11 protein-coding genes are annotated in these 18,174 nt (G+C 60.2%); 7 read left to right on the top strand and 4 right to left on the bottom strand.

Translation table 11 applies throughout. The features are described from left to right. The first annotated feature begins 328 nt into the window (after window positions 1–328). On the top strand, window positions 329–2,767 hold the full coding sequence (locus Q666_RS51450; protein ID WP_023000506.1) for a UvrD-helicase domain-containing protein: 2,439 nt from the start codon (window positions 329–331) through the stop codon (window positions 2,765–2,767). Window positions 2,768–2,902: 135 nt separating this feature from the next. Here the strand turns inward: Q666_RS51450 and Q666_RS51445 are convergent, their stop codons facing one another. Continuing rightward, a complete protein-coding gene (locus Q666_RS51445; RefSeq protein ID WP_081713283.1) occupies window positions 2,903–3,469 on the bottom strand; it encodes a tetratricopeptide repeat protein in 567 nt (188 codons plus the stop codon). Between the two features lie 139 nt (window positions 3,470–3,608). Here Q666_RS51445 and Q666_RS51440 point away from each other — a divergent pair, with 139 nt between their 5' ends. Then, window positions 3,609–4,499, top strand: coding sequence for a 50S ribosomal protein L11 methyltransferase (locus Q666_RS51440; RefSeq protein ID WP_023000508.1), 891 nt, complete (start codon window positions 3,609–3,611; stop codon window positions 4,497–4,499). Between the two features lie 214 nt (window positions 4,500–4,713). On the opposite strand, the gene Q666_RS51435 is transcribed toward Q666_RS51440, so the two are convergent. Beyond that, complete coding sequence (locus Q666_RS51435) at window positions 4,714–4,917, bottom strand: hypothetical protein (protein WP_051990144.1); 204 nt, start codon at window positions 4,915–4,917, stop codon at window positions 4,714–4,716. A 246-nt stretch (window positions 4,918–5,163) separates the two neighbouring features. Here Q666_RS51435 and Q666_RS51430 point away from each other — a divergent pair, with 246 nt between their 5' ends. Together Q666_RS51430 and Q666_RS51425 are read left to right on the top strand one after the other, a co-directional pair. Next, window positions 5,164–6,978, top strand: a complete 1,815-nt coding sequence (locus tag Q666_RS51430) for an aminopeptidase P family protein (RefSeq protein ID WP_031269127.1) — start codon at window positions 5,164–5,166, stop codon at window positions 6,976–6,978. A gap of 69 nt (window positions 6,979–7,047) precedes the next feature. Next, entirely contained in the window at window positions 7,048–8,082 is a 1,035-nt protein-coding gene (locus Q666_RS51425; protein WP_023000511.1) for a phytanoyl-CoA dioxygenase family protein, read from the top strand. A 42-nt stretch (window positions 8,083–8,124) separates the two neighbouring features. Here the strand turns inward: Q666_RS51425 and Q666_RS51420 are convergent, their stop codons facing one another. Continuing rightward, window positions 8,125–9,789 (bottom strand): chloride channel protein, encoded by a 1,665-nt coding sequence (locus tag Q666_RS51420; protein ID WP_023000512.1) that lies wholly within the window; start codon window positions 9,787–9,789, stop codon window positions 8,125–8,127. Window positions 9,790–10,039: 250 nt separating this feature from the next. On the opposite strand from Q666_RS51420, the gene Q666_RS51415 reads away from it, so the two are divergent. Then, window positions 10,040–11,854 (top strand): chloride channel protein, encoded by a 1,815-nt coding sequence (locus Q666_RS51415; protein WP_023014552.1) that lies wholly within the window; start codon window positions 10,040–10,042, stop codon window positions 11,852–11,854. A 75-nt stretch (window positions 11,855–11,929) separates the two neighbouring features. Here Q666_RS51415 and Q666_RS51410 read toward each other — a convergent pair whose 3' ends face one another. After that, window positions 11,930–12,382, bottom strand: coding sequence for a thioesterase family protein (locus Q666_RS51410; RefSeq protein ID WP_197923246.1), 453 nt, complete (start codon window positions 12,380–12,382; stop codon window positions 11,930–11,932). Between the two features lie 169 nt (window positions 12,383–12,551). Here Q666_RS51410 and Q666_RS51405 point away from each other — a divergent pair, with 169 nt between their 5' ends. Then, window positions 12,552–13,976 carry an FAD-linked oxidase C-terminal domain-containing protein gene (locus Q666_RS51405; RefSeq protein WP_023000515.1) on the top strand — a complete coding sequence of 475 codons (1,425 nt, stop codon included), beginning with the start codon at window positions 12,552–12,554 and terminating at the stop codon, window positions 13,974–13,976. Between the two features lie 181 nt (window positions 13,977–14,157). After that, on the top strand, window positions 14,158–18,006 hold the full coding sequence (locus Q666_RS51400; protein ID WP_023014551.1) for an AsmA-like C-terminal region-containing protein: 3,849 nt from the start codon (window positions 14,158–14,160) through the stop codon (window positions 18,004–18,006). Window positions 18,007–18,174: the final 168 nt, after the last annotated feature.

Here is an 18,174-nt window from a genome sequence, read left to right as displayed (position 1 = left end):
AACAGGCTCCCTTGTTTACAGGATCCCCGCCTGCGCGGGGATGACAAGGAAGAGGCTTCAGAGCATGGCTTTGCTTCTTGTCATCCCGGTTTGACGCGCAGCGGTAAGACCGGGATCCAGTAACCCCTGTGCTTGCCGGAACCGCAAACCTCTGGTGTTCCTGAAATCTGTCGCGGCTTTGTCAAAGGGAGCGGCCACACGCGGTTGCCGGTTCAAATAAGAAAAGCCCGCTTCTTGTCCCCACCAAATCGGTCATTCCTGCCTCGCCAGCGCCGGTATGTTGCTATATTGTTCTCAAAACAAGCGCTTGAAACCGGACCAGTAAACCATGACCGACCCGGACGGGTACGACGATTCCTTTGACGATCCATTCCAGCCTATCGGCACGCGGGCGGAGTCCGCGCCTGCTCCCGTGCGGCCGCAAGGAGGGATCGCGGCCAGGGCGATGGCGGCACGGCGGGCACCGGACTATCTGACGGGGCTGAACCCGGAGCAGCGGCTGGCGGTGGAAACGACCGAAGGGCCGGTTCTGGTGCTGGCTGGTGCCGGTACGGGCAAGACCCGCGTGCTGACAACACGCATCGCCCATATTCTGGCAACCGGCTTGGCGCGGCCGTCCGAAATTCTGGCTGTCACGTTCACCAACAAGGCATCGCGCGAGATGAAGGAACGCATTGCCGGTTTTGTCGGCGGCAATGTGGAAGGCATGGCGTGGCTCGGCACGTTCCACTCCATCTGTGTGAAGATCCTGCGCAAGCATGCCGAACTTGTCGGCTTGAAATCGTCCTTCTCGATCCTCGATACCGACGACCAGATCCGCCTTATCAAGCAGATCATCCAGGCCGAAGGGCTGGACGACAAGCGCTGGACGGCCAAGGCCTTTGCCGGGATGCTGGATGGTTGGAAAAACCGGGCTCTTGGGCCAAAGGATATCCCGGAAGGCGAGGCGCGGGCGTTTGCCAACGGCAAGGGCCGAAAGCTCTACGAGGAATATCAGGAGCGCCTGTCGATCCTGAACGCGGCCGATTTCGGTGACCTGCTTTTACATGTCATCACGCTGTTCAAGACCCAGCCGGATGTCCTCAAGGAATATCAGCGCCGCTTCCGCTACATGCTGGTGGACGAATATCAGGACACCAACATCGCGCAGTACCTGTGGCTGCGGCTGCTGGCCCAGGGCAACCCGAATGTCTGCTGTGTCGGTGATGATGACCAGTCGATCTACGGCTGGCGCGGCGCGGAAGTCGATAACATCCTGCGCTTCGAACATGACTTCAAGGGCGCCGTCGTCATTCGCCTGGAGCGCAATTACCGCTCAACCAGCCATATCCTGGCTGCCGCATCCCACCTGATTGCCTTCAACGAAGGCCGTCTCGGCAAGACGCTGTTCACGGATTTCGAGGAACCCGACCACGACCTGGTATCGGTGGCCTCGGTCTGGGACAGCGAAGAAGAAGCGCGCACCATTGGCGACGAGATCGAGACGCTCCAGTCGCGAGGTCATTCGCTCAATGAAATGGCGGTTCTGGTGCGGGCATCCTTCCAGATGCGCGAGTTCGAAGACCGGTTTGTCACGCTGGGGCTTAATTACAGGGTCATCGGCGGTCCGCGCTTTTATGAGCGCATGGAAATCCGCGATGCCATGGCCTATTTCCGCTGTGTCGCGCAGCCCGCGGACGATCTGGCGTTTGAGCGCATTGTCAACACGCCGAAGCGCGGTCTTGGCGATGCGACGCTGAAACTGGTCCATGGCGTTGCCCGGGCAGAGCGTATTCCACTGATGCAGGCGGCAAGCCAGCTTATCGATACCGAGGAACTGAAGCCAAAGCCACGCAACGCGCTGAAGTCCGTGCTCGACAACTTCGAGCGCTGGCGGCGTCAGCTCGACCAGATGAAACACACCGAACTGGCGGAAATCATCCTCGATGAGAGCGGTTACACCGAGATGTGGCGGCAGGACCGGTCGGCGGAAGCACCCGGACGGCTCGACAACCTGAAGGAACTGATCCGGTCGATGGACGAATTTGAATCCATGGCCGGTTTCCTGGAGCACATTTCCCTCGTCATGGACCGGGACAGCGCGGATGCGACCGACGCCGTATCCATCATGACGCTGCACTCGGCCAAGGGGCTGGAATTCGACACGGTTTTCCTGCCCGGCTGGGAAGAGGGGCTGTTTCCCCACCAGCGCGCGCTGGATGAATCCGGTCGCGCCGGTCTGGAGGAAGAGCGCCGGCTGGCCTATGTCGGCATCACCCGGGCGAAGAAACGCGCAAAGCTCTATTTCGCGTCCAACCGGCGCATTCACGGCCTCTGGCAGTCCACTGTTCCCTCACGGTTTCTGGATGAACTGCCGCCGGACCATGTCGAGATTGCCGAAGCTTCGTCCAGCTATGGCGGCTATGGCGGTGGCGGTTACGGACCGTCCCGGTTCGACAGTCATGATCCCTTCGACAAGGGCAGCTACTCCACGCCGGGCTGGCAACGTGCGCAGCGTGCCAAGCAGTCCTCCAGCGGATTTTCCGATGGCGGTGGCCGTGGGTATCAGTCCGCGCGGCAAAAGCGTCAGGGGCCGTTGACCATCGAAGGAGAGCTGGTGGCGAAATCCGTCAGTGACACGCCATCGCAATTCTCTCTGGGCGAGCGCGTGTTCCACATCAAGTTCGGCTATGGCGCCATCAAGTCGATCGAGGGAAACAAGCTGACCATCGACTTTGAAAAGGCAGGGGTGAAGAAGGTCATCGACAGTTTCGTCGAACGGCACTGACCGGCTGGTTGCAAAAACCAGTCCGGTGAACTGCTTCTGACGGCTACGCTCCAATAGAACCGGGAATTTGGTCTCGCACCTGATGTATCCTTGGGTTGGCCGCAAGGCCTGAGACACTTTGCGCCTGGGGCCGTTCTAGAGATCGACACCTTGCGGTTTGATCAGCATGTCGCGCTCCTTCAGGTAGGGATGTATACCGACGGCCTCACGCAGCACTTCCTGGCCCAATTGCACCCTGCCGAGCGTCATGAAGATGATTGCCTTGCCGGACAAGGCGCCAAAGTGCCGTGGTTCCAGAGCAAGGGCGCGTTCGATATCTTCGAGGCTGGCTTCGTAATTACCCTGCAGGAAGAGGATGAAGGCACGCTGGTTCCAGCCTTCCGAGTAATCCGGTGCTTCTTCCACGACCGTGTCGAGCAGATCCTTCGCACCCTGAAAGTCATAGGATCCTCGTTTACGCATGGCTTCGTCCACCTTCTGCCGGATCTCCGGCGTGGGGGCGGCATCCAGCCAGGTGTGCCAGATGCTATCCTCGATCTTGCTGGCCGCCTCTTCATTCGGAGCGTTCTTCAAGGCTTCAAACAGTTGATCCTGCTCGGACGTTGCCCAAGCGGGGAGGATGAGAAGCTGGAGGCAAAGAAGGGCAGCAACCAGACATCCGGTCACTTGCAGCCAGTTTAGGTGCGAACGGGGGCAAGTCATGGGTGTTTCCTCGCATTTCCCAATGAAATGGGGCACAGACCCGGTTTGCCCAGTCCCGGGACCGTTTCAAGCTGGCATCGCTGGCCGCTTCCCGCTATACCGCACGCCTTGACCCCAATAACCACAGGCGCGAGCGGCGATGAAAACCATCCGGGTGCGGATCACGGCTGAAGAACTGGAAGCCAAGCGGATCTCCGAGATCCTTGAACGGGCGTTTGAGGACGACGGCAATCCGGTGACCATCTACGAAGCAACGCCGGACGGACGCCTGTGGGCGGCTGAAATTCTTCTGTTCGACATGGAGCCGGAAGAGGCGGCTGCGACGGTGCGCGACCGTGTCGGCGCCGATGCATTTGCCGCGCCGCTGGAAGCAGAAGAACTGCCGGATATCAATTGGGTCGAGAAGAGCCTTGAAGGGCTGAAGCCGGTAAAGGCCGGTCGTTTCGTTGTTCACGGCAGCCACGATAGGGACAAGGTTCCAGGTGGGGCCATCGGCATCGAGATCGAAGCAGCGCTTGCCTTCGGAACCGGTCACCATGGCACGACCGCGGGGTGCCTGGAGGAAATCGACAGGCTTTTGTCCATGCGCGCGTATGACAGCATTCTCGATCTTGGAACGGGAACAGGCGTGCTGGCAATCGCCGCTGCGCTTCAATCCCGCCAGTTGGTTCTTGCAACCGATATCGACCCTGTTGCGACGAAAACCGCGCTGGAAAACGCCCGGCTCAACGGTGCGGGGCATCTTGTTCGTGGCTTTACCGCCAACGGAATTGAAGACCGCCGCTTTCGTCTCTTTGGTCCGTTCGATCTGGTGATCGCCAACATCCTGGCGCGGCCGCTGATGAAGATGGCGAAGTCCATCGGTGAACGCATGACGCCGACCGCAACCCTCGTGCTGTCCGGCCTCAGGGTGGAAGACGGCCCCCGGATCCTGTTCGCCTACGGCTGTCAGGGGTTCATTCTGGACAGGCGCGGCGAAAAGGACGGCTGGTTGACGCTTACTCTTGTGCGGGGACGTAAACAGGCCTGACTGCGACCGCCATCTGCCAGGAAGCAGCAATGACCATGTCCTCGCCCGCAAGACGCTTGTCGGCGCCAAGCTCCGCAGGATGAGGGAAGGGGAGAGCCGTTTCTTTTGTTCAGGTGCCGGAAAATTTTGACTGCAGATACAAAAAGACCCGCCGAAATTTTCGGCGGGTCTTTTCTTGTGCACAGTGGTCTTTACTTAAACCGTCCTGAGCCCCTTAGAACGCGCTGGTAGAGGTGCCTTCGCGCTCGAGCTGGGCGCGGTCATAGCCGTGGGAGGCCAGGGTCGCGTCGTCCAGTGACAGCAGGTAGCCGTTGACATAACGGCGTGCCTGGATGGAGCGGGCTTCAATCATGCGGTCGAATGCGCGGCGCATGAAGCTGCCGCCGGCGCGGGTCGAAGTGGTCGTTTTCATGGTCATCGTGATCAATCCCATTTGAAGGTTAAGAGCTTCCCTAGGGAGAACGTCTTTTTCTTGTGTGACCTCTATATGCGCTTTTGCCGGGACCTCAGGTAGGCCTCGAAACGCATGCCAGCCTTGCGCTCTTCGCATATGCGAAAGATTTTGCTGCGGTGCGAAATGCGGGGAAGATTATGCTGCTGAACCAATTCAAGCGGAATAATTATCCAGCTTGATCGGATGGGGTCGCGAAATTATCTTGCGGCCATGTTCCAGACCTTTGACGATCTCAGTGATCCTTCCTGTGGTGCGCCGCATGCGGCGCTTCTCAGAGCCGAACTCTCCCGCCGTGGTCTCGACGGCTTTCTCGTGCCGCGTGCCGATGCGCATCAGGGCGAATATGTTCCGCCGCATGATTGCCGCCTCCAGTGGCTGACAGGCTTTACGGGATCTGCCGGCATGGCTGGGGTTCTGGGGGAAGAAGCCGCGATTTTCGTCGACGGCCGGTACACCATTCAGGTGCGTGACCAGGTCGACATGGCGGTCTTTCCGGCGCGCCATCTTGTCAATGAGCCCGTGACCGACTGGCTGGCCGAACGACTGCAGCAGGGGCAGAAGCTGGGCATCGATGCCATGCTGCACACGGTGAGAGAGGTTCGCCGTCTCGAGGAGATTTGTGCGTCGGCCGGCGCCACTTTGGTCAAGCTGAACGACAACCCGGTTGACAGTGTCTGGAAGGACCGTCCGGCGCCGCCGCTTGGTCAGGTTTTTCTCTATCCGGTTGAGCTTGCCGGACGCGGTGCGAAGGACAAGATTGCCGAAATCCAGTCGGCCCTCGCAAACAAGAAGGCGGATGCCTGCGTGCTGACGCAGCCCGATTCGATTGCCTGGCTGTTCAACATCCGTGGGTCTGACGTTACCCATACGCCGTTGCCGCTCTCCTTCGCCACGGTTCCGGCAGAAGGCAAGCCGTCCCTGTTCATTGATGGCCGCAAGTTGTCCAATTCCGTTCGCGATGCACTCGCCGATCTGACGGACCTCAGTGAACCGGCTGATTTCAAGCCGGGGCTGGAGGGTATCGGCAAGGCTGGTGCCAGGGTGATGATTGATCCGGGCCTGGCGGGGATCGGCATCGCCGACGCCATTACCAACGCAGGTGGAACCTTGCTGGAAGCGCAAGACCCGATCCTGCTGCCGAAGGCGATCAAGAACGAGACGGAACTGAAAGGCGCGCGCACCGCGCATGTCCGCGATGCAGCTGCTTTCGTCAATTTTCTGTGCTGGTTTGACGAAGTTGCCCCAAAGGGCGATCTCGATGAGATCGCCGCTGCGGAAAAGCTTGAACAGTTCCGCCAGGAAACCGGCGTTCTGAAGGATATTTCCTTCGATACGATTTCCGGTGCGGGCCCGAACGGGGCGATTTGCCATTACAGGGTCAGCCGGTCCAGCAATCTCAAGATCCCGGTCGGCAAACCGTTCCTGATCGATTCGGGTGCCCAGTACGAAGACGGTACCACCGACATCACCCGCACACTTGCGGTCGGCGAGGTCGGCACGGAGATGAAGAAGCACTACACGCTGGTGCTGAAGGGACATATTGCGATCTCGACGGCAAAGTTCCCGGAAGGCACCACGGGTGCGCAGCTCGATACGCTTGCCCGGATCGATCTGTGGAAGGCCGGTCTTGATTTCGACCATGGCACCGGACACGGCGTCGGTGCCTACCTCAGTGTTCACGAAGGACCGCAACGCATTGCCAAAACCGGCACGGTGCCGCTGAAACCGGGCATGATCCTGTCGAATGAGCCAGGCTACTATCCGGCGGGCGAATACGGCATCCGGATCGAAAACCTGGAAGTCGTCACGCCTGCACGTGATTTGCCGGGTGGGGAACGCCCGATGCTCGGCTTCGAAACGATCACCCTTGTGCCCATGGATCTTCGGTTGATTGAGCCTGCTCTGCTGACGGTGGCCGAGCGCGACTGGTTGAACCGGTATCATGAGAGGGTCCGTGCCGAGATCGGCCCCCTTGTGGGCGCGAAAGAGCGGATCTGGCTGGAACAGGCGACAAAAGCGATCTAAAAGATCCTGAAGGCCGGTTTCGACCGGCCTTCCTATTTTGAATTCTTGTTTATCGAGCTGAGGTTTTCAATGCGCGCCGCGGATGTTCTCAAGATGCCGCTCTACGCTGCCGAGCTGGCAACCGGAGCCAAGTCGTTTCGGGACAACCCGCTGATTGGCAGCCGCCGGCTGAACGAGGCCGGGTTGCACGCCAAGCGCATCAAGCTGGCGGAATCCATGGCGGATTCGCGCCGCCGCAGGTTGGAGCACCTGCTTCCGGAAGCTGATCGTGCTGCTTATGCAAGAGACGGATTTATCGCCACCCGCAACCTTCTGCCGGAAGATGAACTGGCGGCGCTGCGCAAGGAAGTCGAAACAACGCGCTTCGATGCCTGGGACATGCGCCAGGGCAATGCCGTCACGCGGTTCGTTCCCCTGCCGCCCAGTGTGCTTGCAGATTTGCCTCATCTGAAGGCCTTTGTCTGGAGCAAGCCGTTCCAGAACGGTCTGCGTTATGTCGGTTCGACCAATGGTGATCCACTGGTCTACCTGCATATCGTCATGACCAATCCGGACACCAAGCGGAAGGCCGACCCGCAAACGGCGTTCCATTCCGACACCTTCCACCAGACCGCGAAATCTTGGTTCTTCCTCTATGACATCGATGATGCCGAGGGACCTTTCACGTATATTCCCGGATCGCACCGGCTGACGCCGGAACGGCTGGAATGGGAACGTGAACAGAGCCTGTCGGCCTGTGGCGACAAGAACACGCTGCATGCTCGTGGTTCTTTCCGCCTTGCTCCGGAAGAACTGGGTCGGCTGAAATATCCCGAGCCGGTGAGGTTTGCGGTTCCCGGTAATACGCTGGTCGTTGCCGATACCCACGGCTTCCACGCCCGTGCCGCCAGCAAGCGACCGTCGGTTCGCGTGGGCATTTATGGCTCGCTGCGTCGAAATCCATTCCTGCCGTGGGCGGGGCTTGACCCGTTCGATCTGCCAGGCATCAGGGGACGCCAGGCCCGGTTCTACATGGCCCAGAAGGATCTGCAATTCCGCCTGAAAGGCAAGGCATCGCATCGCTATGCGGGCAAGATCCTGGTAACGGAACCTTCGAAATTCTGACCTTGCGGACTATCCTCTAGGCGGAATTCCTGCAGGTGTCCGTTAGTGGTGCTCTTCCTCGTTGGCCTTGATCAGCTCCGAGTTGAAGTGATTGAGCGCCTTTACGTGGCGCGCCTGTCCGACGATCCTGGTTGCATCTTTGGTGCTGACGACCGGAAGCAATGCTTCTCCGCAGGAATCGAAGCTTTTCAGTGCGCTTTCAAGCGAGTCTGTATCATGAAGGTAGCTGCCGTCCTGACCGGGCCGGAAAATGCAATCCTCCTCATTGGCCGGGGGAGGGTCCATGAAATCCTTCACCTTGACCGTTTCTCCCAGAAAGCGGTGGATGCCGTCATTCACGAAATAGCCGCGCAAGCCAAGTAGCCAGTGGAAATAGGATTTGCCATGAACGGCCTGCGTCAGGCCCGTTGCGATCGACACGGTCAGCAGCAGGGCGATCGAGAGCGTGTAGCCGCCGGTCAATTCGAAAACGATCATGGTTGTTGAAAAGGGCGCGCCGAGAACTGCTGCTGCAACGGCCCCCATTCCCAGGATCGCGTATAGCCCCTCGCTTGAAGCCAGTTCGGGAAAGACGGAGGCGGCAATCAGCCCGAAAGCGCCTCCGGTCATTGCCCCCAGATAGAGCGATGGCGAGAAGATGCCGCCACCAAAACGGGACGCCAGCGTGATCGCGGTCGCGGCCGTTTTCGCAAACAGCAGAGCGAACAGCATCGCAAGGGGCAACTGGTCCTTGAGGGCGGCGTCCGTGGTCTCGTAGCCGACGCCAAGCACGTCGGGAAAGACCAGAGCAATGAGCCCGACCGCGAAACCGCCGACAACAGGCCGCAGCCAGACCGGCATCGAAATGTTCCGGGCCACCCAATCCGTTCCGATCAATGCAAACTGGAACAGGATTGCCACGAGGGCGGAAACCAGGCCCAGAAGCGCAAAGGCGGGAAATTCCCAATAGGAGGTGATCTGGTGTCCCGGGATCACGAAGGCGGCAACGTCGCCGAACCAGAGCCGGGAGAATACGGTTCCCGTAACGGCGGCAATCGCGATGGGCGAAATGGCCGACATCGCATAGTGCCCGAGAATGACCTCGTGTGCGAACAGAACGCCTGCGATAGGCGCGTTGAAAGAGGCGGATACCGCACTGGCAACGCCGCAGGCCAGCAGAATGCGATGCGCGGAATCCGGCAGCTGAAACAGGCGCCCGACGGATGCACCGATGGTTGCTCCCAGGTGCACGACGGGGCCTTCACGCCCGGCACTGGCACCGGAGCCGAGCGATAACGCCGTGATAAGGGCTGATGATATGCCCGGCCAGAACGGCAGCCCGCGTCCGCCTTTGACACGAGCCTCGATCACGTCCGCCACGCTGAACGTTCTCTGCATCGGTTGCATGTACTGAAGCAGCAGGCCAACCAACAATCCGCCAATGGTGGGCCCGGCAACGATCATGTACCACGGCAGTGTCGCGGCGGCGCTGACGACACGTTCCGTCGCCGTGCCAAGCCAGGGCAGCTGCACCAGGCTGATGATCTCACGGAAGATAATGGCCGCCCAGGAGACGAAAGATCCGATCAGAAGGGCAAGCAGCCAGACGATATGGCTTTTCTGGCGCAGAAATTCCCTGAAGTTGAACCCGATGCCAGCGAGAAGCCCGGCGATGCCGGAACGAATGGAAGGGGCGAGCCTGTAAAGAAAGTTCAATCGGTCTGGCATTTGGTCGGCGTGACTCAACTGAGATTAAAAGCCAATCTGAATTACGGCCCCATTTTACGGAGGAACCGCGTCACTTCACCGTCAAAATTGAAAAAATCCGGCTTGTCCCTTGATTTTCATGTGTTCAGGTTTAAGGAGAGGGGGTCGAAGCCTTCAGGCCATGTCGCCATCCCGGTCGCCTAGACCGGCTGTTTTGGGCTCCGGCAAATCGCCAGAAGTAGCCCTCTCAGCCAAGAAGTGTTGGCCTGCCATGTCCGTTGTTGAACCGTCCGATACACCGTCACTGTCCGGTGACGGCCCCCCAGACGCGCGCGAAGAACGCGTATTTTCTGTGCCCATGTTGTGTCTTGTGGCGTTCTTTATCGGGATCGTCGCAGCCATTGGCGCGGTTTTCTTCCGATATCTGATCTCGGTCGTTCATAATCTTTTCTACTACGGAAAATTTTCGACCGTTTATGACGCCAACCAGTTTGCCGATGCCAGTCCGCTTGGCGCTCTGGTCATTCTCGTACCCGTCGTTGGCGGTTTGATCGTGGTGTTCCTGGTGAAGACCTTCGCTCCGGAAGCCAAGGGGCACGGCGTGCCGGAGGTGATGTTCGCAGTCTACCACAAGAAAGGCGACGTTCGCGGCGTGGTGGCGCTGGTGAAATCCTTTGCCTCGGCGATCTCCATCGGAACCGGTGCATCCGTCGGCCGTGAGGGGCCGATCATCCAGATCGGAGCTTCCTTCGGTTCGACGATCGCCCGGGCGCTGCATTTGCCGCGCTGGCAAAAGATCACGCTGCTTTCTGCAGGGGCAGGGGCGGGGATTGCCGCCACCTTCAATACGCCGCTTGGCGGGGTGCTCTTTGCTGTCGAGATGCTGTTGCCCGAGGTCAGCAACCGGACATTCCTGCCCGTGGTCGTTGCCACGGCGACAGCCACATACGTTGGCCGGATTGCCTTTGGTCTCGACCCGGCCTTTATCGTGCCGATCTCCGCGGAAGAGGCTATCGAAGCCATCGCGCCGATCCAGCTGGGCGCCTATGCACTGCTCGGCGTCCTGGCCGGCATTGCCTCCTGGGCTTTCATTCGCACGCTCGCCTGGTGCGAGGACCTGTTCCCCAAGCTCCCGGGCAATGATTACACCCAGAACATCATCGGCATGCTGATCATCGGCACGCTTAGTTATGTCCTGATGCTCACCACGGGGCATTACCACACCGCAGGCGTCGGCTATGCCACGATCCAGGATATCCTGAATTCGACCCCTTACACATTCATACTGCTGGCCGTTCTCTTCATTGCGAAAATCATCGCGACATCGATCAGCCTTGGTGCGGGGGCATCCGGCGGTGTCTTCTCGCCGTCGCTGTTTATCGGTGCGACGCTTGGCGGAATGGTCGGTGTCCTGTGTTCCTACCTGTTCCCGGACAGCGGATTTACGGCGGTGGAATTCGCCCTTGTCGGCATGGGAGCGCTCGTGGGCGGTGCAACCGGCGCATCGATGACTGCCATCGTGATGATCTTCGAGATGACCCGGGACTATAACGTCATCGTGCCGCTGGTTCTGGCGGTCGCGATTGCGGTCGGTGTCCGGCGCTGGCTGATCAAGGACAACATCTACACGGTCAAGCTGCGCCATCGCGGCAAACCAATCCCGCTCAACCGGCACACCAACATGTATCTGGTGCAGCCGATCAAGGAAGTGATGGCAAAGAACTTCGTGATCCTGCCGCTTGATACACCTGTCCAGGAAGCGATTTCCGCCGTGAGTGCCGATGGCGGATCCCACATCATCGCGTCCGACGGGCCCCGGATTGCCGGCTTTGTGCGCCTCGGCACCATTCCTTACCAGGCCGACCGCTTTGCCGGGCAAACGCTGCGCGCGATCCTCTCAAGCGATTTCGTGATTGCACCGGCAACCAACATCATGAATTCGGTGATCACCCGCATGAACAACCGCAACCGCAGTTGCGCGATCATCGTGTCGGGGGACGGCCGTATTCCGCGTCCGGATGATGTGGTCGGAGTGGTCGATTCCAAGGAAATCGCCGGCGTCGTCGTCTCCAACCACTACGGCTGAGGCCATCGGTTCGGATGTCAGCCCGTGGAGTGGTTTGCCGCTCCACGGGCTTTTGTTTTCGCGTCGATCAGTTGCTCAGGGCTTCTTGCGGATCTCGATATGGCGTCCAGCCCGTTCCGGGCGCGGCAGACTGGCATGAGCTTGCGACAGGGCCGTCAGGTTGGCCGCAATGTCCTCCGGCCAGGGAGCGACCTTGCGGGCGTTCATGTCGACATGAAGGCTCAGTTGTTCTGATGTCGCCGACAGCCAGCCTTCCTCGGCGTGGCGCAGTTCCTGATAGAAATGCGCACGCTTGGCGTCGAAATCGACAAGCTGAAGCGTCGCGATCACCTTCATGCCGGCGCTGAGTTCGCGCAGGTAGCACACATGTACCTCTGCGGTGAAGAACGAGCCGCCACGGGTCTTCACATAGTCGGGACCCATGCCGAGACGGTGAAAGACCTCATCGACAGCCGTATCGAACAGGACGTTGTAATAGGCCATGTTCAGATGGCCGTTGTAATCGATCCAGTCGTCCCTGACCGTCATGATTTCGCTTTCCACCGGCTTTGCGTCCCAAGTCACCTTCACAATCCTCCTTGCGCCATTGTGTCCAACCTTGCGGGAAATGCCCATTAGGCTTTGACCTTTCGGGCCGGGGCTAACATATTCGGTTTTTTACCGCGCAGACAAAGTCGCGGCCCCAGGAGGAAAGAGAATGCCGGAATTGGCAACCGCGTCCGACGGAGCGCAAGTCCTTGAAAAGAATGGCGCGATCGGCGCTGCCATCGAAAAGCTGACGGGCCTGTTCAAGGACCGTTGCTCCACGTCCATGGCTCTGCGGGAACAGCATGGCCACACCACCACCTGGTTGAAGAATCAGCCGCCCGATGCAGTTGTCTTTGCGGAGACGACCGAGGAAGTTGCCGAAGCCGTCAAGATTTGCGCAGCTCACAAGGTTCCCGTGATCGCGTTCGGCACGGGGTCCTCGCTTGAAGGGCATGTGAATGCACCGTTCGGCGGCGTTTCCATAGACCTGTCCCGCATGAACAACATTCTGGAGGTCAATGCGCAGGATCTGGATTGCCGGGTCGAGGCCGGGGTAACGCGCAAGCAGCTCAACAGCTTTATTCGCGACACCGGCCTGTTCTTTCCGATCGACCCGGGGGCGGATGCCAGCATCGGCGGCATGGCGGCGACCCGTGCATCGGGCACCAACGCCGTTCGATACGGCACGATGAAAGATGCAGTCCTCGGCCTCACCGTGGTGACCGCGGACGGACGGATCATCAAGACGGGTGGCCGGGCGAAGAAGTCCTCGGCGGGTTATGATCTGACGCGGCTTTTTGTCGGCTCTGAAGGCACTCTCGGCATCATCACCGAGTTGACCTTGCGCCTGAACGGCCAACCGGAAGCCATTTCCGGTGGCGTCTGCCCGTTCCCGGATGTTGCGTCCGCCTGTAATGCTGTCATCACCACCATCCAGATGGGTCTGCCTGTAGCGCGTATCGAGCTTCTGGATGAAGTTCAGGTGCGCGGCTGCAACATCTATTCCAAGCTGGATCTGCCTGAAACTCCGACGCTTTTCCTTGAGTTCCACGGATCTGAAGCCGGGGTGCAAGAGCAGTCGGAAACTTTTTCGGCGATTGCCGAGGAGTTTGGCGGCGGGCCATTCAAATGGGCGACAGCGGCCGAAGACCGGACGAAACTTTGGGCAGCCCGGCATGACGCCTATTGGGCGGGCAAGTCGCTGAAGCCTGAAGCCAGCATCATGGTGACGGACGTGTGCGTGCCGATCTCGCGGCTTGCGGACTGCGTTGCCGCCACGGCCGAGGATATCCGCAACGAAGGTTTCCTGGCGCCGATCGTTGGGCACGTGGGTGACGGAAATTTCCACGTTCAGATCCTGGTCAACCTGGACGATCCGGAAGAAAAGCAGCGGACGGAAGACTTTGTCGGACGGCTTGCGCTCAGGGCGATCGCCATGGGGGGCACCTGCACCGGCGAACACGGTGTCGGCCAGGGCAAGCAGAAATACATGGCCAAGGAACATGGCGAGGCGCTTGACGTGATGCGCGCTGTCAAACTGGCGCTCGATCCTCACAATTTGATGAATCCCGGCAAGATCCTGCCGCAGTCATGATATTGTATCGAATCAGTTCAATAAGCTCGTTTTGCTCCGCCGGACGCCGCAGGGCGGCGATCCGGCCGGCGCCGGAAATCCTGTGTTTGCACTGCAGCAGGGATCGGCTACATCTATCCGGTACGATATCCGGTGACTTTGGAGAACAAGGAGACAAGGCCTGAACTCCGTCTACATCACGTTGGGTGTAACAGTCATTCTGGTGCTGGTGGCAGCGCTGGTCGGGCCGTTCTTTATCGACTGGACCGTCTATCGGTCGACTTTCGAAAGCTATGCGGAGCGCGCACTCGGGCACAGGGTGACTGTGCTGGGGGAGGCGGACCTGCGGCTTCTGCCTGCGCCCTCCATCAGTTTTTCCGACGTGCGTGTCGGTGGTGCCGAAGATCCGCTGCTGGTGGTCTCGCGCTTCGACATGCGCATCGAGCTTCCGTCGCTGCTGAAGGGCGAGATTCGGGTTCTCGACATGGAGCTCGATCGTCCGCACCTGTCACTTTCACTTGATGAGGCTGGACGACTGGACTGGCTGACGGCCATGACGTCGAGCGGCGCGATAGCCAAACTGGCACCGGATGACCTGTCCTTCGAAAAGGTGACGATCCGTGACGGCGCATTGACGATCGTCGATGCGCGGTCTGGCGAAATCAACCGGATCGATGACGGAAATCTGGTCGTGTCCGCACGCTCGCTGGAAGGCCCGTTCCGGGGCGCCGGCAGTCTCACGCTGAATGGTGCGCCCTATACGGTCAGTCTTGCGACAGGCCGCGCACAGGAAAACGCGGGACTGCGCGTCAAAGGCGAAGTCACGCCCACCAACAGGCCGGTGAACTTTGCTTTCGACGGTCAGCTTCAGGTGGCCGACGCCGCGCCCGAATTCGACGGCCGCTTCACCATCGCCTCTGTTGCGCTGGAAGAAAACGATCCGAACATCTGGCAGGCGGAAGGGCAGTTCACTGCCGATATCGCCGAGGTGGCGGTTCCCGAATTCGAGTTCCGCTATGGTCCCGAAGACCGGCGCCTGAGCATGACCGGCAATGCGGATCTGATCTATGCCGGCGAAAAGCGTTTTGAAATCCGTGCGAAGTCGAAACAGGTCGATCTGGACAGGTTGCTGGGTGGCGGTCCGCAATCGCCTGTCGACATCAACGAGGCGGCGACACGGCTGATTGCTGCCCTGCGTGTCGTGCCGCTGCCGTCCATCGACGGTGCTGTATCCATGGATGTTCCGGCGCTGGTGGCCGGTGGCGGCGTCATCCAGAATGTTCGCCTGGATCTTGAAACCATGCTGGGCGGCTGGCGCGTCGCGCGCCTTGCTGGACGCCTGCCGGGCCGCACGACGGTTGCCACCCAGGGCGACCTCGGCCTCGAGCCGTCTTTGACCTATCGCGGTGCGGTGTCTATCAGCTCGGACCAGCCGGGGTCACTTCTCAGCTGGTGGCGGCAGAAGGAAGCCGGCGTCGGTACTATCGAACCAGTTTCCCTGGAAGGACGCTTGAACCTGGTGCCCGAAGGAGCGGCGCTGGACAATCTGCGTCTGACCATTGCCGGTTCCGAAGCCCGCGGCGGCCTGGCTTACCGCATTCCACGCAGCGGCAATTCGGAATTCTCGCTCTCTCTGGAAGCTGACCGGCTCGATCTGGATCAGATCGAAAACCTGGCTGCCCTGCTTCACCCTCAGGCCATCGAAGCGGGAGAACCGGCAGATCCCAAAGGCCTCGATGTTTCCTTGCGCCTTCGTGCCAAACAGGTGGTGGCACGCGGTGTGGAGGGCGAAGGTCTGGCGCTGGAGGCAGAGTATTCGGACGGCGGCGTCAGGATCGACAGGCTGTTTGCAAATGACCTTGCAGGCGCCCGGCTCGATGTCTCCGGCGATATCCGCAATCTCTTTTCAGCACCTGAGGGAGCTGTGTCCGGAACGCTCGACGCCCGGGACCTGTCCGGTCTTGTTGCGCTGGCAGGCGGTTTGTTTCCCGAAACCGTCTTTGTTGAACGGTTGGAGCGCGCAGCCGCAAGTCTGGTGCCTGCCAAGTTCGATGCCGAGTTGAAGGCGGCTGCGGTTGGCGAAGCAACGGACATGACACTGCGCCTGGATGGGAGCGCGGGCGGCGCCGATGCTGCGATCAATGCCGAGCTCAAGGGCCGTGTCGACCAGTGGCACGATGCCGAAGTTGCTGTCGGTGTGGAACTGAAGGGCCCGGATGGCGGCCGACTTCTGCAGCAGCTCGGGTTTGATGTCATTCCTCTGGAAGCTGCCGGAACAGGCCATCTGGCGCTGAATGTTTCCGGCATCCCGGCAATGGGGCTGGCCACCGACCTTTCCACGGAGATCGGCGGATCCAGGGTTGAAGCCAACGGAACCTTGACCCTGAAAAAGGATGAGGCGCCGGAATACCTTGTTTCGGTGACCGCAGAGACAGCGGACCTTGGCCCGGTGGCGTTGATGGCCGGTCGGGTCCTGCCGGTCATGAGCGGCACGATCCCTGCAGAGCTTTCGGTCGATGTCGAAGGGATTGGCAGCTCTATGGCTGTCAGCAGGGCTGAAGGCTCGCTCGGAACGACGACGTTCGAAGGTCGTCTGGAAGGCGACCTTGAACCGGCACCGGGCGAACGTAACAGACGTTTTTCCGGTGAGATAACGGTGTCCGAGGCCGATCTGCGCACAATGACGGAACTGGTCCTTGGTCCCGATCAGTGGTTCTCGGCGGGGGACGGTTCAAGCATCTGGCCGACAACCCCGTTCGGATCGCCGCTTCTGGATGGCCTCGACCTGACCATGCAGTTCAAGGCAGACAGAATGCTGCTGGACGAGGACACCGCCATTACCGGTCCGAGTGCCGAAATTCGTCTGTCTCCCAGCCTGTTCCGCCTCGACGGTCTGCAGGGGGCCTTTGCCGGTGGTCAGCTTGACGGCAGCCTCTCGGTTCGCCGGACCGAGGCGGAGGCCGCGGCTTCCGGACGGGTGAAGCTGGACAATGCCGATCTGAGGCAGGTGTCCTGGCGGCCGGACAACAGGGCGGTCGCTTCCGGCACGCTCGACCTTTATCTGGAATTCGAAGGGGCGGGACGCTCGATCTCGGCAATCGTGTCAGGCCTCAACGGCGGCGGCACGTTCTCGATGGAAAACGGCGACTTCCGTGGTCTCAATCCGCAGGCCTTCCCGCTGGTGACACGCGCGGTGGATGCGGGACTGGACCTTCAGGAGAACAAGATCCGTGACGTTTTCGTCAGCCACATGGCGGCGGGAAGTCTTCCGTTCAAGCGCGTTGACGGCACGCTGACAATGGTGGGCGGACGACTGAGCGCTCGTAACGTTGTTGTCGATGCTGAAAAGGCGGAGATCTTCGGCAGTGCCGAGGTAAATCTCGCCAGTTACGATCTCGATGCGGATTTCTCGTTGAAAGTCGATCCGGGCGAGGACGCGGTCACCGGTGCTGAACCGCAGGTCGGGCTGTTGTTCGAGGGGGCGGTCGAGGCTCCGGAACGCCGCATCGACATCGCGCCGTTTACCGCCTATCTCACCCTGCGTGCCTTTGAGCGGGAGGTTGAACGCGTCGAGAAGCTACAGGCAGAAATTCTGGAACGTGACCGGCTTGTGCGGGAACTGAAAAACCAGCGGGAAGGCGAAGCCCGCCGGGAACGTCAGGCAGCCCGGGCGGCCGAAGAGGAGCAGCTTCGTCTTGAGCAAGAGCAGTCCGGCGAAGACATTCAGCCTCAGCCTGATCCGGACAAGCAGGAAAATTCAGCCCTTCCGCAAAAGACCAACGATGCGCCGCTCAGGGAAACTCGCGCCGCGCCGCCGCCAGTGCCTGCGCCAGCCCCGGCACCGGCCCCGGCTGTTGCCGCTGCTCCCTTTGCCGAGCGCATTCGGGCCGTGTTGGAGACGCCGGATCTGGAAGACCTGACCGCAGCGCCAGATACTGCCCCGGTCACCAATCCTTCGAACAGTCTGCCACCCCTGGACCCGCCGGTCTCCATCGAAGACCTTCTGACACGCGACGTCGGCTCGCCGCTGGTCCTGCCCGGGGCACAGTGACAGGCTGGTACGACGGGCCTTCGCTCGTCGATGTTGGGCAGGCGTTGCCTGAAGCCCATTGAACGGCGATAGGAAAAGAAGCCGCCAGTCCTTTTCACTCAAAGTTTCAGCAATCTCTCCTCATCCTGAGGAAGCGCGCAGCGCTGTCTCGAAGGATGGGCGGCACAC

Source organism: Labrenzia sp. C1B70, from assembly GCF_000475395.1.
GTDB classification, from domain to species: Bacteria; Pseudomonadota; Alphaproteobacteria; order Rhizobiales; family Stappiaceae; genus Roseibium; species Roseibium algicola.
Note: the sequence above shows the minus strand (reverse complement) of the source record. Positions and strands in the feature narration are given on the sequence as shown.